Origin of the sequence: Propionimicrobium sp. BV2F7, assembly GCF_000510445.1 — a bacterium.
GTDB classification, from domain to species: domain Bacteria; phylum Actinomycetota; class Actinomycetes; order Propionibacteriales; family Propionibacteriaceae; genus Propionimicrobium; species Propionimicrobium lymphophilum.
This window is the reverse complement of sequence record NZ_AZIS01000002.1, coordinates 41,682-63,251: the sequence shown is the minus strand read 5'-3', so window position 1 is coordinate 63,251 and position 21,570 is coordinate 41,682. Positions and strand designations below refer to the sequence as shown.

At 58.8% G+C, this 21,570-nt stretch carries 23 protein-coding genes and 1 tRNA gene; 22 read left to right on the top strand and 2 right to left on the bottom strand.

Annotated elements, in window-relative coordinates; genetic code table 11:
- Nucleotides 1-23: 23 nt before the first annotated feature.
- The 21 genes from HMPREF1255_RS00340 (at nt 24) to HMPREF1255_RS00240 (ending at nt 20,568) form a co-directional block, all read left to right on the top strand.
- Nucleotides 24-545: a GtrA family protein gene (locus HMPREF1255_RS00340; RefSeq protein ID WP_024110445.1), complete on the top strand. Its 522-nt coding sequence runs from the start codon at nt 24-26 to the stop codon at nt 543-545.
- Nucleotides 546-548: 3 nt separating this feature from the next.
- A complete protein-coding gene (gene smc, locus HMPREF1255_RS00335; RefSeq protein WP_024110383.1) occupies nt 549-4,100 on the top strand; it encodes a chromosome segregation protein SMC in 3,552 nt (1,183 codons plus the stop codon).
- A 156-nt stretch (nt 4,101-4,256) separates the two neighbouring features.
- Nucleotides 4,257-4,772 carry a M48 family metallopeptidase gene (locus HMPREF1255_RS00330; protein WP_036916591.1) on the top strand — a complete coding sequence of 172 codons (516 nt, stop codon included), beginning with the start codon at nt 4,257-4,259 and terminating at the stop codon, nt 4,770-4,772.
- 111 nt (nt 4,773-4,883) lie between these two features.
- Nucleotides 4,884-6,035 carry a signal recognition particle-docking protein FtsY gene (ftsY, locus tag HMPREF1255_RS00325; protein WP_051176697.1) on the top strand — a complete coding sequence of 384 codons (1,152 nt, stop codon included), beginning with the start codon at nt 4,884-4,886 and terminating at the stop codon, nt 6,033-6,035.
- A 47-nt stretch (nt 6,036-6,082) separates the two neighbouring features.
- Complete coding sequence (gene ffh / locus HMPREF1255_RS00320; RefSeq protein WP_024110428.1) at nt 6,083-7,639, top strand: signal recognition particle protein; 1,557 nt, start codon at nt 6,083-6,085, stop codon at nt 7,637-7,639.
- A 9-nt stretch (nt 7,640-7,648) separates the two neighbouring features.
- A complete protein-coding gene (locus HMPREF1255_RS00315) occupies nt 7,649-8,734 on the top strand; it encodes an amidohydrolase family protein (protein ID WP_024110503.1) in 1,086 nt (361 codons plus the stop codon).
- A gap of 147 nt (nt 8,735-8,881) precedes the next feature.
- Complete coding sequence (gene rpsP, locus HMPREF1255_RS00310; protein WP_024110446.1) at nt 8,882-9,355, top strand: 30S ribosomal protein S16; 474 nt, start codon at nt 8,882-8,884, stop codon at nt 9,353-9,355.
- 3 nt (nt 9,356-9,358) lie between these two features.
- Nucleotides 9,359-9,613 carry an RNA-binding protein gene (locus tag HMPREF1255_RS00305; RefSeq protein WP_024110448.1) on the top strand — a complete coding sequence of 85 codons (255 nt, stop codon included), beginning with the start codon at nt 9,359-9,361 and terminating at the stop codon, nt 9,611-9,613.
- A gap of 62 nt (nt 9,614-9,675) precedes the next feature.
- Nucleotides 9,676-10,170, top strand: coding sequence for a ribosome maturation factor RimM (rimM, locus tag HMPREF1255_RS00300; protein WP_036916647.1), 495 nt, complete (start codon nt 9,676-9,678; stop codon nt 10,168-10,170).
- Complete coding sequence (gene trmD / locus HMPREF1255_RS00295) at nt 10,167-10,877, top strand: tRNA (guanosine(37)-N1)-methyltransferase TrmD (RefSeq protein ID WP_016455596.1); 711 nt, start codon at nt 10,167-10,169, stop codon at nt 10,875-10,877. The genes rimM and trmD overlap by 4 nt, the downstream gene beginning before the upstream one ends.
- A gap of 145 nt (nt 10,878-11,022) precedes the next feature.
- Nucleotides 11,023-11,757, top strand: a complete 735-nt coding sequence (locus HMPREF1255_RS00290) for a succinate dehydrogenase cytochrome b subunit (RefSeq protein ID WP_231477432.1) — start codon at nt 11,023-11,025, stop codon at nt 11,755-11,757.
- Entirely contained in the window at nt 11,757-13,769 is a 2,013-nt protein-coding gene (locus HMPREF1255_RS00285; protein WP_024110477.1) for a fumarate reductase/succinate dehydrogenase flavoprotein subunit, read from the top strand. Before HMPREF1255_RS00290 ends, HMPREF1255_RS00285 begins: the two co-directional genes overlap by 1 nt.
- The gene (locus HMPREF1255_RS00280; RefSeq protein WP_016455599.1) at nt 13,766-14,527 is read left to right on the top strand and encodes a succinate dehydrogenase/fumarate reductase iron-sulfur subunit; all 762 of its coding nucleotides are present in this window, start codon (nt 13,766-13,768) and stop codon (nt 14,525-14,527) included. The genes HMPREF1255_RS00285 and HMPREF1255_RS00280 overlap by 4 nt, the downstream gene beginning before the upstream one ends.
- Before the next feature lie 196 nt (nt 14,528-14,723).
- Entirely contained in the window at nt 14,724-15,071 is a 348-nt protein-coding gene (rplS, locus tag HMPREF1255_RS00275) for a 50S ribosomal protein L19 (RefSeq protein WP_016455600.1), read from the top strand.
- 101 nt (nt 15,072-15,172) lie between these two features.
- Nucleotides 15,173-15,988, top strand: a complete 816-nt coding sequence (gene lepB / locus HMPREF1255_RS00270; RefSeq protein ID WP_036916642.1) for a signal peptidase I — start codon at nt 15,173-15,175, stop codon at nt 15,986-15,988.
- Nucleotides 15,979-16,605 carry a ribonuclease HII gene (locus tag HMPREF1255_RS00265; RefSeq protein WP_016455602.1) on the top strand — a complete coding sequence of 209 codons (627 nt, stop codon included), beginning with the start codon at nt 15,979-15,981 and terminating at the stop codon, nt 16,603-16,605. Before lepB ends, HMPREF1255_RS00265 begins: the two co-directional genes overlap by 10 nt.
- Before the next feature lie 4 nt (nt 16,606-16,609).
- The gene (locus HMPREF1255_RS00260) at nt 16,610-16,921 is read left to right on the top strand and encodes a DUF2469 domain-containing protein (RefSeq protein ID WP_016455603.1); all 312 of its coding nucleotides are present in this window, start codon (nt 16,610-16,612) and stop codon (nt 16,919-16,921) included.
- A 50-nt stretch (nt 16,922-16,971) separates the two neighbouring features.
- Nucleotides 16,972-17,352 carry a YraN family protein gene (locus HMPREF1255_RS00255; RefSeq protein WP_016455604.1) on the top strand — a complete coding sequence of 127 codons (381 nt, stop codon included), beginning with the start codon at nt 16,972-16,974 and terminating at the stop codon, nt 17,350-17,352.
- On the top strand, nt 17,352-18,875 hold the full coding sequence (locus HMPREF1255_RS00250) for a YifB family Mg chelatase-like AAA ATPase (protein WP_024110475.1): 1,524 nt from the start codon (nt 17,352-17,354) through the stop codon (nt 18,873-18,875). The genes HMPREF1255_RS00255 and HMPREF1255_RS00250 overlap by 1 nt, the downstream gene beginning before the upstream one ends.
- Entirely contained in the window at nt 18,872-20,029 is a 1,158-nt protein-coding gene (gene dprA, locus HMPREF1255_RS00245; RefSeq protein WP_024110505.1) for a DNA-processing protein DprA, read from the top strand. Before HMPREF1255_RS00250 ends, dprA begins: the two co-directional genes overlap by 4 nt.
- 53 nt (nt 20,030-20,082) lie before the next feature.
- On the top strand, nt 20,083-20,568 hold the full coding sequence (locus tag HMPREF1255_RS00240) for a NifB/NifX family molybdenum-iron cluster-binding protein (protein WP_016455607.1): 486 nt from the start codon (nt 20,083-20,085) through the stop codon (nt 20,566-20,568).
- Nucleotides 20,569-20,629: 61 nt separating this feature from the next.
- Here HMPREF1255_RS00240 and HMPREF1255_RS00235 read toward each other — a convergent pair whose 3' ends face one another.
- The gene (locus HMPREF1255_RS00235) at nt 20,630-20,890 is read right to left on the bottom strand and encodes a GlsB/YeaQ/YmgE family stress response membrane protein (protein ID WP_016455608.1); all 261 of its coding nucleotides are present in this window, start codon (nt 20,888-20,890) and stop codon (nt 20,630-20,632) included.
- Between the two features lie 185 nt (nt 20,891-21,075).
- Between HMPREF1255_RS00235 and HMPREF1255_RS00230 the strand changes: the two genes are divergently transcribed.
- Nucleotides 21,076-21,164: transfer RNA gene (locus HMPREF1255_RS00230), tRNA-Leu, on the top strand.
- 206 nt (nt 21,165-21,370) lie between these two features.
- Here HMPREF1255_RS00230 and HMPREF1255_RS09720 read toward each other — a convergent pair.
- Nucleotides 21,371-21,517 carry a hypothetical protein gene (locus HMPREF1255_RS09720; protein WP_024110440.1) on the bottom strand — a complete coding sequence of 49 codons (147 nt, stop codon included), beginning with the start codon at nt 21,515-21,517 and terminating at the stop codon, nt 21,371-21,373.
- Nucleotides 21,518-21,570 lie beyond the last annotated feature (53 nt).

Here is a 21,570-nt window from a genome sequence, read left to right as displayed (position 1 = left end):
ATTACGCGATAGGTTTGGTAGCTATGGGGAAAAGTAAGGCTGGAGTAGTCGCGGAGTTTTTGCGTTTCGGCATCGTCGGCGGTTCCGGGTTCCTGGTCAACATGCTCATCACCTTCGTCATGACGAAGCTCAACGGCGGCACCCAGAACGACAACGACATCGTCTTCCAGCTTCCTGGCCCGTTCGCTTTTCGCTTCACTATCCTGGTGTGGATCGTTTCGTTTTTAATCGCGAACGTTTGGAACTTCCAGATCAACAGGTCCTGGACGTTCAAACGCGAACACAAGCGCGGCTGGTGGGCGGAATTCTGGCCGTTCTTCATCGTGGGGCTGGTGGCGGCCATCGCGGGCATCTTCATCAAGATCGGGTTCACCAACCCGCACTCCTTCATGTACCTGCCCGACCCGCCGTTTAACGACCACGAGGGCCTACGCGCCAGGGCTTATTGGGCACAGCTTTTCACCATCGTTTTGACCATGCCCATAAATTACATCGTCAACAAGTTGTGGACTTTTAGGTCAGTTACCCCCTCGGATCAAGGGTAGGGCATGTATCTAAAGAGCCTCACGCTAAAAGGTTTTAAGTCCTTCGCTTCGGCGACGACCCTAAACTTCGAGCCCGGAATCACCGCGATCGTCGGGCCTAACGGATCGGGTAAATCGAACGTCGTTGACGCGCTCGCCTGGGTGATGGGCGAGCAGGGTGCGAAGTCTCTGCGTGGCGGCAAAATGGAAGACGTCATATTCGCGGGCACCTCGGGCAGGGCGGCGCTCGGGCGTGCGGAGGTGTCGCTGACCATCGACAACTCCGACGGGTTGTTGCCCATCGATTACACCGAGGTGACGATCAGCAGGACGCTGTTTCGGTCTGGTGGCTCCGAGTACGCGATCAACGGCACCACTTGTCGGCTGCTGGATGTTCAGGAGCTGCTGAGCGATACGGGCATGGGCCGCGAGATGCACGTCATCGTCGGGCAGGGGCAGCTAGATCAGATTTTGCGTGCCACCCCGGAGGTTAGGCGAGGCTTCATCGAAGAGGCAGCGGGAGTCCTGAAGCATAGGCGCCGCAAGGAAAAAGCAAGCAGGAAGCTAGCCTCCACCCAACAAAATCTAGAGCGGCTCAACGATCTGATTCGCGAGATTCGTCGTCAACTGAAGCCGTTGGGCAGACAGGCTCAGGTGGCGCGCAGGGCCGCTGTTATCCAAGCCGAGTTGCGTGATTCCAGAGCCAGGCTGCTTGCTGACGACTACACCCAAGCCAAGTTGGCGCTCGACTCTGAGCTTGCCGGAGAGCAGGCAGCCGCGGACGCCAAGCGCGCAGCCACTCAGCGGGTCGAGCAGGCCCAAAGCGATGAGCTGGCGGCTGAGCAGGCGGTCAGCGAGTTGGTGCCGGTGCTTAACCAGGCCCAAGAAGTCTGGTATTCCATTAGCGCCCTTCGCGAACGAGTCTCCACGACTATCTCGATCGCCGCGGAAAGAATGCGCTACAGTGCTGCTCAACCGAACGTCTCCACGGGCCGGGACCCGGATGAGCTCGAGGCAGAAGCGGCCCAGGCTAGGGAAAAGGAGGCCGCGCTGGCGGCCCAGGCCGAGCAAGCCAAGGCCAAACTCGAGGAGGCAACGGAAAAACGTAAGGGCGCCGAGGCCGATTACGAAGCTGCCGAAAAGAGTTACAGCAACGCCTTACGAGCCGTGGCGGACCGGCGAGAGGGGCTGGCTAAATTAAACGGCAAGGTTTCATCTCTCAAGTCGAGGATGCAGGCCGGGCTGGAAGAGGTCGAGCGTCTGAAGAAACGTCATGCGGAAGCGCTCGAGCGGTCTAAGCAGGCGGACGTTAAATTCGCCGAGCTCGAAACCCAGATCACGGGCGCCAGCGATGGCGAGGTCGACCTGGACGCAGCCTTCGAGCGAACTGACGAGGCGCTCGCCAAGGCTGAGAAGCACCGCCAGGAGATTTTGGAGCATTCGCAACAAGCCTCCAGCGAATTGGCGGCGGTTGCTGCCCGTCTAGAGGCGTTGAAGCTAGGCCTTCAGCGTCGCGATGGTTCAGCGGCACTCCTCGAATCTGATCTTTCCGGCACATTGGGATCGCTGGCGCAGCTGGTTAAGGTGGAGCCGAAGTGGCAGACCGCGGTCTCCGCTGCGCTAGGTGCGGCCACGGAAGCGATCGCCGTGTCTGCAGCCAAGGACGCTGACGAGGCCCTCGCGCTGCTGAAGGAAAAAGATCTCGGCCGAGCATCGATGCTGGTGGCCGATGCCCCGGAACCTGAGATTCCGATGCCCCAGCTGCCCGACTACGCGGTTTACGCCATCGACGTGGTCCAGGCGGACGACGGCGTTAAGAATGGCCTTCGCTCGGTGCTGGGGTCTACGGTCCTAGTCGAGGACCTCGCCGCCGCCAGAAAGTTAACCGCAGATTTTCCGCAGGTCACCGCCGTCACGGCTGGCGGTGACGTCGTCAGCGCCTGGTTGACTTCCGGTGGCTCGGACTCTAAACCCTCCCTGATCGAGGTGCAATCCGCGGTCGATGAGGCAGAAACCGCGAAGGTGAAGGTCGAGGCGCAGGTGCAGCGACTGAAGTTCGAGATGGCCAAGGCAGATAGCGCGCTTGTCGAGGCGCAGAAGAAAAACGATGCTGCGCTTGAGCGACTGAACGAATCCGATGCCAGGATGACCGCCCTTGCCGAGCAGATCAATTCGCACGCCCAGGAATCCGCCGCTGCGCTTTCCGAGGCGGAGCGGCTCAAGCAGGCGATTGACAACGCAGAACAGTCCGGTTCTAAAGACCGGGTTGAGTTGGAGGAACTCGAGGCAAGGTTAGCCGCGGCGAGCGGCGAGGCAGACGTCGAGGAGCCGGATCCCGCCGAGCGCGATCAGCTTTCGGTGGCTTCAAGGATGGCCCGGCAGAGTGAAATGGACGCCAGGCTCGCGCTGCGAACTGTAGAAGAGCGGGTCAGGTCGCTTTCCGGGCGCGCGGACTCGTTGGCTAGGGCCGCCGCAACCGAGCGGCTTGCCAGGGCTAAGGCAGAGGCAGAGGCAGAGCAGCTTCGCAGGGAAGCGATGATCGCCGCAGCCGTCCACGAGGGCGCGCTCTGGTTGGCAGATCGCGTAGACGAGGCCAAGCAGGCCGCGGGCGCCCGGCGAGCCGAGTTGGAAGAGGCAAGGACGAAGGCGGACGCAGACCTGTTCGCAGCCCGCGAGGTCAGCAGGCAGGCGCAGCGAGAGCTAGACAAGCTGGTCGAGGGCGCCCACAAGGACGAAATGGCCAGGGTGGAGATGAAGATGCGCGTCGAGCGCGTCGCGGAGCAGGCCATGACCGAGCTAGGGCTGGAGCCAGATGCGCTGATCGAGGAGTACGGCCCTGAACTGATGGTTCCGGTGCTGGTACACAAGGATGGCACCGCGGTCAGCCCGGACGACGAGGAGAAGCCAGAGCCGATTCCTTACGTCCGCGAACAGCAGACACGTCGAGCGAAAAAGGCGCAGAAGGATCTGGAGCTGCTCGGGCGGGTCAACCCCCTCGCGCTTGAAGAATTCGACGCGATGAGCGAACGCCACACATTCCTGGCCAACCAGGCCGAGGATCTCAAAAAGACCCGCAAGGATCTTCTGGACCTAATCGACGACGTCGATAACCGCGTTCAGGAGGCCTTCGTCAGCGCCTACGAGGACATTGCAAAGACGTTCACCGACGTGTTTGCCAGGCTGTTTCCTGGCGGCAAGGGCAAGCTCATCCTCACCGATCCCGACGACATGCTCAATACGGGTGTCGACGTGGAGGCCAAGCCGGCAGGCAAGAAGGTCAAACGGCTGTCGTTGCTTTCCGGTGGCGAACGCTCGCTGGTCGCGGTTGCCTTCTTGGTCAGCCTGTTCATTGCGCGCCCGAGCCCGTTCTACATCCTCGACGAGGTCGAGGCTGCCCTGGACGACGTGAACCTCGGCCGGCTCTTGGATATCTATCAGCAGCTTCGTGACTCGTCCCAGTTGTTGGTCATCACCCACCAGAAGCGCACGATGGAGATCGCCGACGCGTTATACGGCGTCACTATGCGCCAGGACGGCATCTCCACGGTTATCTCTCAGCGGTTGATTGATGGGTGATTTTCAAAAATTCTGCCAAACTCAACTTAATAACCGTTCGCTGCGACTGCAATTTCGTGTTCACCCTTGTCAGGCGGTTTTCATTAATCTGAGTCTCAGTAATCGGGGTTTACAGAGTTGAGTTTGGCAGAAAAACTTGAAATAGACTCGCCTGCTGTGGCGCTAAAAGTTGAGATTCGACGCAGCGCGCGACGCAAAAAGACCGTTTCTGGTCGTGTCGATGGCGACACGATAATCGTCAACGTGCCTGCCAATCTTTCCGCTGCCCGCGAGCGAAAGCTAGTCGACGACATGGTCCGCAAGCTGCGCGACAAAGTGCGTAAGGGTGCCGCCCCCAAAACTGATCGCGAGCTTTTTGAGCGCGCCCAGCGAATCGCCACAGAGTATCTGGATCCGCAGGTCGGGCGGCCTGTGCGCCCGTCCAGCGTGCGCTGGGTTAGTAACCAGAATCAGCGCTGGGGCTCGTGCACGATAGATGACGCCACGATCAGGCTCAGCGACAGGATGCAGGCGATGCCGCAGTGGGTGGTGGACTACGTCTTGTTGCACGAGCTAGTTCACCTTGTTGAGGCGAATCATTCGCCCAGATTCAAGAAGCTGCTTAGCGCGTATCCGAAGGAGGAGCGAGCGCAGGGCTTTCTGGAGGGCTGGACTGCAGCCATGCGCTGGTAGGGGCTGAGCACAATGTGTTGTCCCTCGGCCTGTGCTATTTCCAGCTATTAAAAGCTTCCGGGTAGGCTTGGGTGCGTGGGAAATCTTGTTTTTTGGATTCTAATTGCAATTATGCTGGCCGCGGCCGCCGTCGCCGGTCTGAGCGTCTACCTGACTCGCGGCCGTCGCAAACCGATTGCTCGCGGCGAGGAGCCGAAGCAGGTTACAGCCGGAGGTGACGAGGAACCGCTGGTCACTGCCCCGAGCGTGGAGAACGAGCCGGTTGCCGAGCCCGCAGAAACCACCGAGGTAGTTGAAGAACCCGCTGCAGAGGTAGTGGAGCCGCAGGTAGAAGAGGTGGAGCAGCCTCGTTCTCGCATGGCTCGCCTGCGCAGGCGGTTGGCCTCGTCCAACAACGCGCTGGCCAAGGCGCTTGCCGATCTGCTCTCCAGCGACAACATTGACGACGATACCTGGGACGATTTCGAGACCACCTTGATCACTTCGGACCTCGGCGTTGGCCCCTCCACTGAGCTGGTTGAGACGCTCCGTAAGAGGCTGTCCATCGACGGCATCGACGATCCCGCCCAGGCCAAGGAGGCGCTGCGCGAGGAGCTGGTTAAACTAGTCGATCCGAGCCTGGACCGCTCGTTGAACCTCGACCACGAGGAGGGCAAACCCGCCGTCGTGATGATGGTCGGTGTCAACGGCACAGGTAAGACCACCACCGTCGGCAAGCTGGGTCGCGTGCTGGTCGCCGAGGACAAGAAGGTGCTTTTCGGCGCCGCCGACACCTTCCGCGCGGCAGCCGCCGAGCAGCTCACCACTTGGGGCGATCGCGTCGGCGTCCAGACCATTCGCGGTGAGGAGGGCACCGATCCTGCCTCGATCGCATTCAACGCCGTTGACGCCGGCATCGAACAGGGTGTCGACGTCGTGCTGGTAGACACCGCTGGCCGTCTGCACACCAAGACCGGCCTGATGGACGAGCTCGGCAAGGTGAAGCGAGTCGTAGAGAAGAAGGCGCCAGTCAGCGAGGTGCTTCTGGTTCTCGACGCCACCACCGGCCAGAATGGCCTGACCCAGGCACGAATTTTCGCAGAGGTCGTAGACGTTACTGGCATCGTACTCACTAAGCTGGACGGTTCCGCCAAGGGCGGCATCGTCGTGCAGGTTCAACGTGAACTAGGTGTTCCGGTCAAGTTCATTGGGCTTGGCGAAGGCGCCGACGACCTGGCTCCGTTCGAGGCAGACGGCTTCGTTGCGGGACTACTGGGCGAGTAATCCAGCATTCGGGCTAGGCTATAAGCCGAAAACTTACGGAGGAACGCGTGTTTGACACCCTGCAAGATCGCCTTGCCGCGACTTTTAAGAATCTGCGCAACAAGGGCAGACTGACCGACGCCGACATCGACTCGACCGCGCGCGAGATTCGCATCGCGCTGCTCGAGGCCGACGTCAACCTGTCGGTGGTGAAGGAGTTCATCGCCGCGCTGAAGCAGCGCGCCCATGGCGAAGAACTATCCAAGGCTTTGAACCCGACGCAGCAGATCGTCAAGATCGTCAACGAGGAGCTAATCGAGATCCTCGGTGGGGCGACCCGCACGATCCAGTTTGCGAAGAATCCTCCCACGGTCATCATGCTGGCAGGTCTGCAGGGTGCCGGTAAGACGACCCTCGCAGGAAAGCTGGCCAAGCACCTCAAGGAGGGCAAGCACAGCCCGCTTTTGGTTGCGGCCGACCTCCAGCGTCCGAACGCAGTTCAGCAGCTGCAGGTGGTTGGCGAGCGCGCAGGCGTATCCGTTTACGCGCCCCAGCCGGGTAACGGCGTCGGCGACCCGATCCAGGTCGCTCGCGATTCCGTCGAATACGCCCGCACGCAGCTGCACGACGTGGTGATCGTCGACACCGCCGGTCGGTTGGGTGTCGACGAGGAGATGATCGCCCAAGCTCGCGACATTAAGCAGGCAACCAACCCCGACGAGACACTTTTCGTTGTCGACGCGATGATCGGTCAGGACGCCGTCAACACGGCCCGCGCTTTCGAAGACGGCGTTGGCGTCAGCGGCGTCGTGCTTACCAAGCTGGACGGCGATGCCCGAGGCGGTGCCGCGCTGTCCATCGCTAAGGTGCTTGGCAAGCCGATCATGTTCGCCTCCAATGGCGAGAAGCTGGAAGATTTCGACGTCTTCCACCCCGACCGCATGGCCAGTCGAATCCTTGGCATGGGCGACATGCTCACGCTAATCGAGCAGGCAGAGAAGGCGTTCGACAAGAAGCAGTCCGAGGAGGCGGCCGCTAAGCTGCTGTCCGGCAAGGGCGAGTTTGGCCTCGACGACTTCTTGGCTCAGATGCAGCAGATGCGTCGCATGGGCCCGATGTCTAAGATCTTCGGAATGCTGCCCGGCATGGGGCAGATGAAGGACGCAATCGCCAACATCGACGAGAAGCAGATTGACCGCATCGAGGCGATCATCTACTCGATGACCCCGGCGGAACGCGCGGACGTCAGCATCCTCAACGGTTCCCGGCGCGCTCGAATTGCGCGCGGCTCCGGTGTCGAGGTGAAGGACGTCAACGAGCTGGTTAAGCGTTTCACCGAGGCGAAGAAGATGATGAGCCGAATGGGCTCCATGATGGGCGGACTGCCCGGCATGGGCGGTGGCAACCGCAAGCAGGCCCGCGCTCAGCAGCGTAAAAAGAAGGGTCGCGGCGGCCGGAAGGTCTCCGGCAACCCGGCCAAGCGCGCAGCGCAGGCGTCCGGAAAGCCGCAGGCCGACCAGAAACCGGCAGAGTCTCCGTTCGGAATTCCGCAGACGCAGGGTTCGGACTTCCAGCTGCCGCCCAACGTCGCGCAGATGCTTAAAGACTCGGGTCTTGGCAACTAGGAGAAGATCGTGAAGTTCGGTATCGAGGCTACTGTTCTACCCAGCGGTGAACGTAAGACGCTGTGGGTAGCTGACGGAAAGATCAGCGAAGAGGCGAAGGGCTCGCCCATCCTGCTGAAGGATGTTTGGGTGATGCCTGGGCTGGTCGACGCTCACTGCCACATCGGACTGGCGGCAAAGGGCCCAGCCACCGACGAGCAGACTATCGAGCAGGCCATCACAGACCGCGATACCGGCGTGTTGTTGGTCCGCGACACTGGCGTTCCCCGCGATACGCACTTCGTCGATCGACGCGAAGACCTGCCTCGAATCATCCGCAGTGGCCAGCACGTCGCAAGGTACAAGCGCTACATCCGCAACTATGCGGTGGAGGTTGAGCCCGAAGAGTTGGTGGACGAGGTTGCCAGGCAGGCCTCTAAAGATGGCCAGTGGGTAAAGATCGTGGGGGACTGGATCGATCGCGAGCTTGGTGATCTGGCTCCGCTTTGGCCAGCAGACGTCGTCAAGAAGGCCGTCGACAAGGTGCACGAGTTAGGCAAGCGCGTCCAGGTGCACACCTTTGGCGAGGAAGCGGTGGCTGATTTCGTTGCTGCTGGTGCGGACTGTATCGAGCACGGAACCGGCCTGAGCGACGAGGCCATCGAGGAGATGGCGGAGACCGGCATCGCGCTGGTTCCCACCATGACCCAGCTTGCAACCTTCCCGGAGCTCGCCGCAGGTGGCGACGAGAAATACCCGACCTGGGCCGCTCACATGCGGGCGCTGCACAAAAAGCACTTCGACGTCATGGGCAAGGCGTTGGAGGCCGGCGTTCAGATTTATGCTGGAACAGATGCCGGCGGCAGGCTTGTCCACGGCAGGATCGCTCAGGAAACCGACCTGCTTGCTAAGCTCGGCGGCGCTGAATTTGCTGCCGGCGCGGCCAGCTGGAGGGCTCGCGAATGGCTCGGCGCAATGCAGTTGGAAGATGGGGATTCGGCAGATTTCGTTTGCTATCGGGAAGATCCGCGCAAAAACATCTCGGTGCTGCATGATCCGAAGGCAATCGTTTTGCGCGGCAAACCTGTTAAGGGTTTGCAGTCAGATTTCTGCTGAAGTGCCAAATCTGGCATAATCTGTAAATGCGTCTGTGTCCAGGTGCCCTCTCAACACTGGCGACGCAGGACCGACGGTTTCAGCGCAACGTGCCCCACACGTGAGCGAAACCAAAAACTTGGATTTGTAACAGGAGATTCCACACAAGTGGCAACGAAAATTCGTCTGAAGAGACTAGGCAAGATACGTCAGCCGCACTACCGCGTCATCGTCATCGACGAGCGCGCTAAGCGCAATGGCACTGCTATCGAGGAGATCGGTCAGTACCACCCGAAGTCTGAGCCCTCGGTTATCGAGATCAACTCCGAGCGCGTGCAGTACTGGCTCGGCGTCGGCGCGCAGCCGACCGAGGCCGTTGTTGCTCTGCTGAAGCGCACGGGCGACTGGCAGAAGTTCACTGGCGACAAGAGTCCCTCCGGCATTGATCCGCAGCCCGTTAAGGCTGACAAGCTGGAGATCTTCAACAAGGCTCTGGCCGAGGCTGATGACGAGCCCACCACTGAGGCCATCAGCAAGAAGCAGGATAAGGCGCAGGAGCCGGCAGCAGAGAAGGCCGAGGAAGCCGAAGAGGCTGAAAAGGCTGAGGAGCCGGCCGAGAAGACCGAGTCCGAAGAGGCGTAACGAATGCTTGCTGAGGCTATTGAGCACCTGGTGTGCGGCATCGTCGCTAACCCCGCCGACGTCTCCGTTCGCGACAAGCAGATTCGCAGCGGACGAATGCTTGAGGTGCGCGTTCACCCCAGCGACGTTGGCAAGGTCATTGGTCGCCAGGGCCGCACGGCCACTGCTATTCGCAAGGTGATCGGCGCACTGGCAGACGGTGAACAGGTCCGCATCGATTTTGTGGACGTTGACCGCAAGCCACGAGGCCGTCGCTAATTTACGCGTTGATCGGCGTCCCACTTGTGTGGGGCGCCGATTTTTTATAGATGGGTTTTGAAATGACTGAAGTGATCGTCGCGAAGATTGGCCGGGCGCACGGTATTAGGGGAGATTTTTTCATCGACCTGCGCACCGACGAGCCTGAACTGCGTTTCAAGGTGGGCGAAAAGCTGAAGATTCAGGGTGAAAAGATTTTCCGCGAGGTTACTGCGAATAGGAAGCAGGGTAATCGTCTGGTCCTTCACCTGCAAGGTATCGATGATCGCAATCTTTCTGAGGCGCTGACCGGGAAACTGCTATTTGCTGAGGTCGGCGATGAATCTCCCGCAGACCCGGAAGAATTCTACGACCGTCAGCTAATCGGGCTCCAACTTCTAACTTCGGAAGGTGAGAATCTCGGCGAGATAACAGAGGTCTGGCACGCCCCCGCTCAAGACATTTTGGTGGCCGGTGAAATCGCGGTTCCATTCGTCTCCGAGCTGGTCGAGCGTATCGATCTCGGCTCGAAGAGTGCGGTGCTGACCGATAAGGGATCGCAGGTAGTTGGCCGATGAGAATTGACGTCATTTCAATCTTTCCGGAATACCTTTCTGGGTTGGAGCTGAGCCTGATTGGCAAGGCTGCGAAGGCTGGACTGCTGGATATCCGCGTTCACGATCTGCGGGATTGGACGCACGATCGGCATCGCACCGTCGACGACACTCCTTATGGCGGGGGAGCGGGGATGGTCATGAAGCCCGAGCCGTGGGGCGAGGCGCTGGACGATCTAGCTGAAAGCTACGAATCAGACGAGCGTCCGACCCTGATTTTCACCAGTCCTTCGGGTGAGGTTTTTAACCAGAAGCTCGCAGAGGAGCTGTCGGCTAAGGAATCGATCGCATTCGCTTGTGGGCGATATGAGGGCATCGATGCCAGGGTGGCCAAGTGGGCGAACGAAAAGTTCGACGTTCGCGAGGTCAGCATCGGCGATTACGTTCTTAACGGCGGAGAGGTCGCCGCGATGGTGATGACCGAAGCGATCGTCCGGCTGATTCCGGGCGTGATCGGTAATCCGCAGTCTTTGGTCGAGGAGTCCTATTCCGACGCCGAAGAGGGGCTGCTGGAATACCCGATCTACACTAAGCCGGCGTCCTGGCGCGGCTTAGACGTCCCCGAGATCCTGTTGAGCGGCAATCACGGCAAAATCGATCGGTGGCGTCGTGAGCAATCTCGCATGATTACTAGTCTGCGTCGACCGGAATTGCTCGAGGAGGGAGAATAATTTCCCCACAACGCCCTCTGTCATACTGAGGTAGTAGCTGCGCGGTTGTGGCTACAGTTTCAGTTAGGTCTGCTTAACCTGAAAAAATATGCCGAAAGGCATACCCGAGCAAGAAAAAGCGGGGTCTATGGGCTATGGTATTTCCGTGGCCACGAAACTAATTACGAAGTCAGGGGAGACGACTCCCCATAAGGCTGCCCTGCACTCGTCCGTCGCCCGTAAGGTGCTGATGGCTATCACGGGCCTTTGCCTTATCCTGTTCCTACTAATGCACGTGTTCGGCAACTTGAAGCTGCTCGTGCCCGACAACGGTGCGGAGTTCGACGAGTATTCACACTCGCTGCGCACTCTGCTCTACCCGATCCTGCCAGAGCGTTTCTTCCTCTGGGTCTTCCGTCTGGGGCTGCTGGCCTGCGCGTTGATCCACATCTACGAGGCAGTAAAGCTTACCTTCCGCAGCTACACCGGTGGTAACCGTGTGCGTTACCTCCAGCGCAAGTACCTCGAAGGTAGCTTCGCGGCTCGCACCATGATCTGGACCGGCGTCCTGATTCTCATCGGTGTTGTAGTCCACCTGCTGCAGTTCACCACCCAGACAATCAAGGTTAACTACCCTGCTGGCGAAGAGAGCATTCTTCCTCACCTGCGTGTCGTGAACGCATTCCAGGAGCCCTGGATGCTGATCGCCTACGCCATTTGGGTTGGGCTCGTCTGCTACCACATCTGGCACGGCTTCAGCAGTGCATTCTGCACGTTGGGTCTGCGCATGGGTGCGACTAGCGAGAAGGTTATCCATGTCTGCGCTCTCATCTGCGCTCTCGCTTTGTTCGTCGGATTCATGCTGACCCCGACACTGATCACGTTTGGAGTGATTTTCTGATGACTGTCACCAACATTCCTGCCGGCGACGAGGTCTACTACTCGCTCGGCGACGAGATTCACGACACCAAGGCTGACACCTCCAAGCCGATTGATCAGGTCTGGAAAGACCGCCAGTTCCGTGCGGCCCTGGTCAACCCGGCCAACCGACGCAAGATGACGGTCATCGTCGTCGGTTCGGGTCTTGCCGGTGGCGCTGCTGCCGCTTCGCTCGGCGAGGCCGGCTACCACGTCCAGTGCTTCTGCTACCAGGACAGCCCGCGTCGTGCACACTCTATTGCTGCGCAGGGTGGTATCAACGCTGCCAAGAACTACAAGAACGACAACGACTCGGTATACCGCCTGTTCTATGACACCGTTAAGGGTGGCGACTACCGTGCACGCGAAACCAACGTACACCGTCTGGCAGAGGTCAGCGCGGCGATCATCGACCAGTGCGTAGCCCAGGGCGTCCCGTTCGCTCGCGACTACGGCGGCCTGCTAGACAACCGTTCGTTCGGTGGCGTTCAGGTGCAGCGTACCTTCTATGCTCGCGGTCAAACGGGTCAGCAGCTGCTGATCGGCGCCTACCAGGCTCTTGAGCGTCAGGTGGCCGAGGGCACCGTCGAAATGTTCTCCCGTCACGAGATGCTCGAACTGATCGTCAAGGACGGTCACGCACGCGGCATCGTTGTTCGCGACATGGTGACCGGCGAGGTCAACGCCCACACCGCAGACGCCGTATTCCTGGCGACCGGTGGCTACGGAAACGTGTTCTTCCTTTCCACCAACGCTATGGGCTGCAACGCAACCGCATCTTGGCGTGCATACCGCAAGGGTGCCTACTTTGGTAACCCGTGCTTCACCCAGATTCACCCGACCTGCATCCCGCAGCACGGCACCAACCAGTCCAAGCTCACCCTGATGAGTGAGTCGCTGCGTAACGACGGTCGTATCTGGGTTCCGAAGAAGGCTGAGGACTGCGACAAGGATCCTCGCGAGATTCCCGAGGAAGATCGCGACTACTACCTGGAGCGCATCTACCCGTCCTTCGGTAACCTGGTTCCCCGAGACATCGCTTCGCGTCAGGCAAAGAACGTTTGCGACGAGGGTCGCGGCGTTGGCCCGACCGTTAAGGAGGTCGGTCCGGACGGCGTCCAGCGCGAGGTTCGTCGCGGCGTCTACCTGGACTTCTCCGACGCGATCGAGCGCATGGGCAAGGATGGCGTTTCAGCCAAGTACGGCAACCTGTTCGACATGTACAAGCAGATCACCGCTGATGACCCCTATGAGGTTCCGATGCGCATCTACCCGGCTGTTCACTACACGATGGGCGGCATCTGGGTTGATTACGATCTGGAGACGACCATTCCTGGTCTGTTCGTCGGTGGCGAGGCCAACTTCTCCGACCACGGCGCTAACCGCCTCGGTGCTTCCGCTCTGATGCAGGGGCTGTCCGATGGATACTTCGTTTTGCCGAACACCATCAACGACTACCTGGCTAAGAACCACGACGGTAAGCTCGCCGACAACGACCCCGCGGTTCGCGAAGCACTCGATTCGGTTAACGCTCGCATCGACAAGTTGATGTCCATTCAGGGCACTCGCACCGTCGACTCCATCCACAAGGAACTCGGTCACATCATGTGGGAGTACTGTGGCATGGCTCGCGAGGAGGCCGGCCTGAAGAAGGCGATCGGCATGATCCGTCAGCTGCGCGACGAGTTCTGGCGCAACGTCAAGGTCACTGGTACCCGTGATGATTTCAACCAGACTCTGGAGCGTGCTCTCCGTCTCGCCGATTTCCTTGAGCTCGGCGAACTGATGTGCATCGACGCTCTACACCGTCGCGAATCTTGTGGTGGCCACTTCCGTCTGGAACACCAGACCGACGAAGGCGAGGCGATGCGTGATGACGAGAACTTCACCTACGTCGCAGCCTGGGAGTGGACTGGCGAGAACAGCAAGCCTGTTCTCCACAAGGAACCGCTGATTTACAAGGCAATCGAGCTCAAGCAGAGGAGTTACAAGTGAGGGTAAAACTCAAGATCTGGCGTCAGGCTCGAGGCGAATCTGAAGGCCGTCTGGAAGATTACGAGATCGACAACATCAGCGAGGACATGAGCTTCCTCGAGATGCTCGATCAGCTAAACGAGGAACTGACCGAGAAGGGCATCGAGCCGGTAGCGTTCGACTCCGACTGCCGCGAGGGTATCTGTGGTACCTGTGGCATGGTGATAAGCGGTACCGCTCACGGCCGCGGCAGCTCCCCGGTCCGCACCACCACCTGCCAGCTGCACATGCGCTCCTTCAGCGATGGCGAGACCATCACGATCGAGCCTTGGCGCGCCGGTGGCTTCCCGATCATCAAAGACCTGGTCGTCGACCGCACCGCTCTGGATCGCATCATCCAGGCCGGCGGCTTCGTCTCGGTCAACACGGGTGCCGCCCCGGACGCACACGCCAACGCAGTCTCGAAGCTGAAGGCCGACAAGTCCTTCGACAACGCGACCTGCATCGGCTGTGGCGCCTGTGTTGCTGCCTGCCCGAACTCTTCGGCGATGCTGTTCATGTCGGCTAAGGTGACCCATCTGGGTCAGCTGCCGCAGGGCCAGCCGGAGCGTTGGCTGCGCGTCAAGGGCATGGTCGGCCAGCACCAGGCAGAGGGCTTCGGTAACTGTTCCAACATTGGCGAATGCGCCGCGGTTTGCCCGAAGGGCATCTCGCTCGAGGCCATTAGCCAGCTCAACCGTGACCTGATGCACTCGCTGTTCAAGGCTGACGGCAAGTAATAACTAACTACTCAGTTGGGGACGCTGCAGGCGTCCCCAACTTTGTGTTTTCAGGCTTTTTGCTCATGCTGGTTGAAGTATGACAAAATGACTTTTCGGGTTTGTTCTCGGCTCCTGCCACGGGGGGATCGTCCGAGTCCAGGCTCACAATTGTTGATTTTATCGAGGTGACCTGTGGCACTGACGAGGGAAAATTATGAAGACCAAACTGATTCGTGAGATCGATCAGGCTTCGCTGAAGGCCGATCGTCCTGAGTTCCGCGCTGGCGACACCGTTCGCGTGCACGTGAAGGTTGTTGAGGGCAACAAGTCCCGTATTCAGCTGTTCACCGGCGTTGTGATTGCGAAGAATGGTGGTGGCCTCCAGGAGTCCTTCACTGTCCGCAAGGTTTCTTACGGCACTGGTGTTGAGCGTACGTTCCCGCTGCACTCGCCGATCATCGACAAGATCGAGGTCGAGCGTCGTGGCGATGTTCGTCGCGCCAAGCTCTACTACCTGCGCGGTCTGCGCGGTAAGGCTGCCAAGATCAAGGAAAAGCGCTGATCTTATAAAGAGGCCGTCACCTATTCTTAGGTGGCGGCTTCTTCCTTTTTGTGGACTATTTTGTTCACAGGTTGTTCGGATATTCTGTGCGGGTGAGCAATATGGAAACTACTGGCAGGTACGAAGAATTTGATGCCAGCGAGCGTCCCAAGCCGGTTTCGGCGCCTAAAGCACGTAAGCATCGGGGCCCAGTGGCTAGGTTCGCGATAAACGTCGGACAAATTCTGCTGGCCGTCCTTGTTGCTCTAATCATTACCGCGTTGATCAGGGTTTTCATTTTCCAGGTGTTCCGTGTGCCTTCTGGGTCCATGGAACAGACGCTCGAGACTCGCGACCGGATCGTCTCTATCCGAATGGCCGATTGGCAGCGTGGGGACATCGTCGTTTTTGAAGACACTAACGGGTGGCTGGGTGAGCCACAGATCACGCAGAATCCCGTCCTTCGTGGGCTGGAGAAAGTCAAGCTGCTTCCCGATTCAGAAAAAAACTACCTGGTAAAGCGCGTCATCGGCACCGCTGGCGACAAGGTCAAGTGCTGCGACGTCGAAGGTCGCCTTACGGTCAACGGCCAGCCGCTGGACGAGGAATCGTACCTTTACCAGACCGAATCTGGGGTGCCGGTTGCCGCCTCCGAGACGAGGTTCGAAGTGACGGTCCCGCAAGGTCATATTTTCGTGATGGGCGACCACCGCGACAGGTCGGGGGATTCCCGCCTGCACATGTGCAGCACAGTCGAAGGACAGCCGTTCGGTTCGGCCGGTTTCATTCCGGAATCTGCGGTGGTCGGGCCCGTCAAGGCAATCGTGCTGCCGCTAAACCGCATTCAGGGCTTCGAACGTCCAGCTACGTTCGATGCAGTCCCCGCGGCACAAGAGGCGCCGCAAGATCCTGTTTTGGGGCCTGGCACGTGCCGCTGAGCCAGTACGAACTCGAACTCAAAAGAGCCGGGTTTTCGCCTATCGCCGGCGCAGACGAGGCAGGCAGGGGAGCCTGCGCGGGGCCGCTGGTTGCGGCAGCCGTGATTTTGTCTGATGAGCCGGCCCGAAAGATCGAAGGGCTAAACGACTCAAAAAAGCTGACCGCCCGTAAACGAGACCAGCTATACGACGAAATTTTGGCAAAGGCGCTAGCGGTTTCCTGTGTTGAGGTCGGTCCACAGGAGTGCGACAAACTCGGCATGCAGGAGGCTGACCTGCAGGGGCTGCGTCGCGCGATCCTGCGGCTTGATCCGCAGCCGGCCTATGCGCTCACCGACGGTTTCTTCGTGCCCGGTCTTTCTATGCCTTCGCTGGCTGTTTGGAAGGGCGACGCGATCTTGGCGTGTGTCTCTGCGGCGTCCATAGTGGCTAAGGTCCACAGGGACCGGTTGATGATTAAAATGGATGAAAAATACCCCGGTTACGGCTTCGCCAAGCACAAGGGATACGACACAAAAGCGCACCAGGAAAACCTTATGGAGCTTGGGCCCTGCGAGATCCACCGATTTAGTTATCGGAATGTGCAGCAGGCTATGGAGACTAAACGAGTAGGCTAACAGGATGAGCGCAGAAGATTTAGAGGCATACGAGAACAAGCTGGAGCTTGATCTGTATCGCGAATACCGCGATGTCGTAGACATTTTTACTTACGCTGTCGAAACTGAGCGCCGTTTTTATCTGTGCAATGCCGTCGATCTGAAGGTTCGCACTGAGGGCGGGGATGTCTACTACGAACTCTCAATGGCGGATGCCTGGGTTTGGGATATGTACCGTCCGGCGCGATTTGTTAAATCTGCCAAGGTGCTTACTTTCCGTGACGTCTCGATCGAGGAGATCCAGCACCGCGAACTTTCGGTGCCAGATAGTAACTAAATTCCGCCGGGTAGAAGAATTTTCTCACGTCTCGTAACAATCATGCAGGTATGCGAGACGTACCTAACAAGACCATTGCCCTGGGCAGGGCGGGCGAGCAAGAGGCGGCTGAATATCTTTCCAACCTTGGCTGGCAAATCGTTGAGAGAAACTGGCGTTGCCCGATCGGAGAGCTAGACATCTGCGCCCTAGCTCCGAACGAATTTGGTGCGCCTACCGCCGTCGCCGTCGAGGTCAAAACCCGCAGTGGGCTTAAATTCGGCGATCCACTGGAAGCAATCACCTGGGAGAAGACCGCCAGGCTTCGCAAACTCGCGGCTGTCTGGGCTAGGTCTTTGGACGCTCGCCACGACGGCGTTCGGTTGGATGCCGTCGGAGTATTAAAGAGGCGGGGCAGGGCCGTCGAAATCCATCACGTAATGGGGCTTTGATGAGTACCAGTGCGTGGTCCATGGCATTAGTTGGGGTGACGCCCAAGCCCGTAGAGGTTGAGGCAGCACTTACCCCTGGGCTGCCCAGGACGATCATGGTCGGGCTGCCAGATACAGCCCTCTACGAAGCCAGGGACAGATGCAGGGCCGCTGTCGCGGGCGCAGGGTTAACTTGGCCGAATCAACTGTTGACCATCAATCTGACTCCTGCGAATCTGCCAAAGTCAGGTTCGCACTTCGATCTGGCGATTGTCTCTGCTGTCCTGGCCGCCTCGCAGTTAGTTCCACCCGAGATCGCGTCAAAAGCCATCATGCTGGGTGAGTTGGGCCTTGACGGCAAGGTTAGGCGGGTTCCAGGCCTGTTGCCGGCATTGCTCGGGGCCAGGGAGATCGGTATGACCACGGCGATCGTTCCGGCGAATCAAGCCCGCGAGGCCGAATTGGTGAGCGGAATGACCGTCTGGCCTGTCAGCAGCATTTCGGACCTCATTGAAGTGTTGCACGGTCGCCCCGGAAACCCCGACATTCCGGATGCGCCCCAGTTAGAACCAGAAACCAATATTCGCCCAGATTTTAGCGACGTCATCGGCCAGCCGATGGCGGCGTGGGCGTTAGAGGTGGCTGCAGCAGGAGGTCATCATGTTTTTATGCAGGGGCCACCCGGAGTGGGCAAGACAATGCTTGCAGAGAGGCTGGTCGGCATCCTTCCCGATCTGACGGAGCAAGAGTCGCTTGAGGTATCGGCGATTCATTCCGTTTTGGGCAGAGACCTCAGCTCAGGGTTAATCGAGCGGCCCCCCTTTGCGCATCCGCACCACAACGCTTCCATGGCATCTCTGATCGGTGGCGGTGCTCGGATAGCCAAGCCGGGTGCGATCTCCTTGGCGCACCGCGGAGTGCTGTTTTTGGACGAAGCTCCAGAGTTCTCGTCTCGTTGTCTGGAGGCCCTCAGACAGCCCCTCGAATCGGGCAGCGTGACGATAGCCAGGTCTTTAGGTCAGGTGAGTTTCCCAGCCCGTTTTCAGCTCGTACTTGCGGCTAACCCGTGTCCGTGCGGTCATTACGGAGTGCGCGGCCAGATGTGCAGCTGCGCCCCTAATGCCGTCCGCAGGTATTCGCAGAAGTTGTCGGGCCCGATCCTCGATCGAGTCGATATTCACATTCACATGGAGCCACCAGTCGGGGCTCTGCTTTCAGAAGATGCGGCCAGGGCGGATTCCTCGGAAAAGATTTTGTCGAGGGTGTATGAGGCCAGACAGCGGCAACGGATACGGCTGAGGCGGACCGATTGGCGGCTAAACAGCGAGATTCCTGGCTATTACCTGCGGCAAATGAGTGTTCCCGAGGGCATAGAGATGCTAGACGATGCTGTCGCCACTGGAGCCCTCACAAGCAGGGGAGTGGACAAGGTGTTGAGGGTCACCTGGACCTTGGCGGACCTGGATGGCAAGGATCTGCCCACCCGCGAACACCTGATGGCGGCATTATCACTACGAATGGGAGAGGAATTGGTCTTTGCATGAGCGAATGGGATGAGGAAAGGCTGGCCCGAGCTGCGCTCACCTACGTGGTGATGCCAGGTGATGGGCGACTGCAGAAACTCGTGGCCTCCGAGGGCGCGGCTGACGTCTTGAAAGGCCTGGCCCGTCAGGGCAACGAATCATTTTGGGGTAGACGCGCCCAGGCTATAGATCCTGAAAAGATCGCCTGTGATTCTGAAAAGCTAGGCATCAGGTTTGTTATCCCTGGCGACAGTGAGTGGCCAGAGCAACTCTCAGACCTAGACCAGTGCGAAGACGTCGTCGGAATGTCAGGAAGTCCGTTCGGACTGTGGCTGAAGGGCAAAGGAAATCTTGCAAGGTTGGCCGCTAGCTCGATCGCCGTGGTCGGTTCTCGGGCGGCTAGTAGGTACGGAGTAAACGTTGCTGCGGAGATGTCTGCGAGGCTGGCCCGCAACGAGTACCGCTCCTACGCAGTGGTCTCTGGGGGCGCATACGGCATCGACGCGGCCGCCCATCGCGGAGCGTTATCGACTGGGCGCACCATTGCGGTATGTGCACGTGGTTTGGACGATTTTTATCCGCGTTCAAATCGCCCGGTTTTCGAAGAGATAATGCGTGATGGAGTTATCTGCGCCGAGCCGCCGGTTGGAGTGGAACCCAAGCGACAGGGCTTCCTAGCTCGTAACAGGATCATCGCAGCACTCACCAAGGCAACCGTGGTGGTAGAGGCGGCTGCACGGTCTGGCGCGTTGAATACGGCGACATGGGCAAACACACTTAACAGGCCAATCATGGCGGTGCCGGGGTCGGTCAATTCGACAATGTCAGTGGGCTCAAATCGGTTGATCAGGGACGGTAAAGCTTCCCTAGTCACGGGGGCAAACGACGTCCTCGCCCTTGTCAACGAGCTAGGTAACTCTCCCGAGCTGGCGGAAACGGGAATGGACCGAAGCCTGGATAGGTTGCCGAATAAGTTAATGAACGTTCGCGAGCAATTGTCATCAAGAAAGTGGAAAAGCACGCAAGAACTTTCGATAGAGGTTGGGTTCCCAGTTCCGCAGCTAATGGCTTCCTTGGCAGAACTTCAGTTGCGGGGACATGCGGAGACGGACTCTGCCGGTAGATGGCGCCTGGCGCCAGCCGGCTCGGGTGGGCAATCGCCCCTGGTTTTTTAGACGGACTTGATCGATATGTGAGGATTGAGGAAAGGAACGAAAAAGGAGTTTATATGGCTGAGAATCAGGGCTGCTGCGGAGGCGGTTGCGGCTGCGGCGGTGGCGCCGGAAACAGCGAAAACGTCATCAGCATCGAAGAGGTCGTCGGCACCAGCGGTGTAGCGGCTCAGGCTATGCGCGACGCACAGTGCGTGATCGTGACAGTTCCCGTCACCGAGGACGAAAGCATCGAGCGTCGTTTCGGCAAGGCGCCGAGGATGGCCGTTGCAAAGGTCTGCGGGGATGGGCTGCTGGATTGGCAGGTCTACGACGTCAACTGGGATGTCCTGCACGATCAAAGCCAGCACGGCGAGCACCACGCGCGAATCGTTAAGTTCATGAGGGAAAACCAGGTTGAGCGCGTGCTATTCGAGCACATGGGCCCTCCTATGATGAACACGCTGAACAAGATGGGCCTCACGTTGATTCAGGTCGACGACCCGGACTCGTTCGAGAACGCGAAGGAAGCAGCAGTCGCGGCTGGCCAGCTAGAGGTCTAAAACTTAAAAAGGCAAAAAATAAGGGCGGGTAGAAAAAACTACCCGCCCTTAAATAGTCTTTTTACTTGTTCTTGCCGGTGATCGCGTTGTAGATGAACAGAACGATGATCGAACCGACGATAGCCAACGCCCAGGTGCTGAGCGAGAAGAAGCCGCTCAGGTTGACGTTGAACAGGGCGCCGCCAATCCAGCCGCCAACAATCGCGCCCAGGATGCCCAGGAGCAGGTTGCCCAGCCAGTTACCGGTGCCAGCTTTACCGCTGATCGCGCGACCGATAGCGCCGCAGATCAGACCAATCAAAATCCAACTAATAATTGACATATCTCAAACTTACCATTGGCCCCAAAACAACAAAATAAAGCAAGATGCGTTATTGCTAACAAGTCGGTAAACAAAAATGGCTGTGCCAGATGCTCGAAGCCAGTTGATTGCCCCGATCCGGTGGGTTGATTTTTCAAAAAAGCCAACAGGTGCTACAGTTCAGTTCTGCTGCAAATGAAGCGCCTGTCCGGGTGGCGGAATGGTAGACGCGCTAGCTTGAGGTGCTAGTGCCCGATTATAGGGCGTGGAGGTTCAACTCCTCTTCCGGACACCAATAAAAAACGTTCTGACAAGGGTAAACGTTCGGAACACTCCTATCTAGGATGAGAATGGGAGGACATTAGCCCGCTTTGGTGCGTTCTCCTCTTTGGATTTAATACCCATTAACCCGCAATCGCGTTCATCGGTAGGCCAACTCGAACCTGGTCATGCCTTTTAACATGTCCGTCGATTTCAGATCGATAGAAATGAGGCTGACAGTTAAGAAACGAATTGCAGCCGCGTTTCGTTCGTGACTGGGTGGTCCAAAGTGATGAGCTGGGTGCGATTGGCCACCAACTTTGGTTGGCCGGCCACCCATATCGCGATCGAGACGAAATCCGCGATCATCAATAGTGCTGTGGTCATCACGTTTCCTTTCGTGAGGACCACTAAGCAGGCTAAGTCTTTGAACCTCCGGT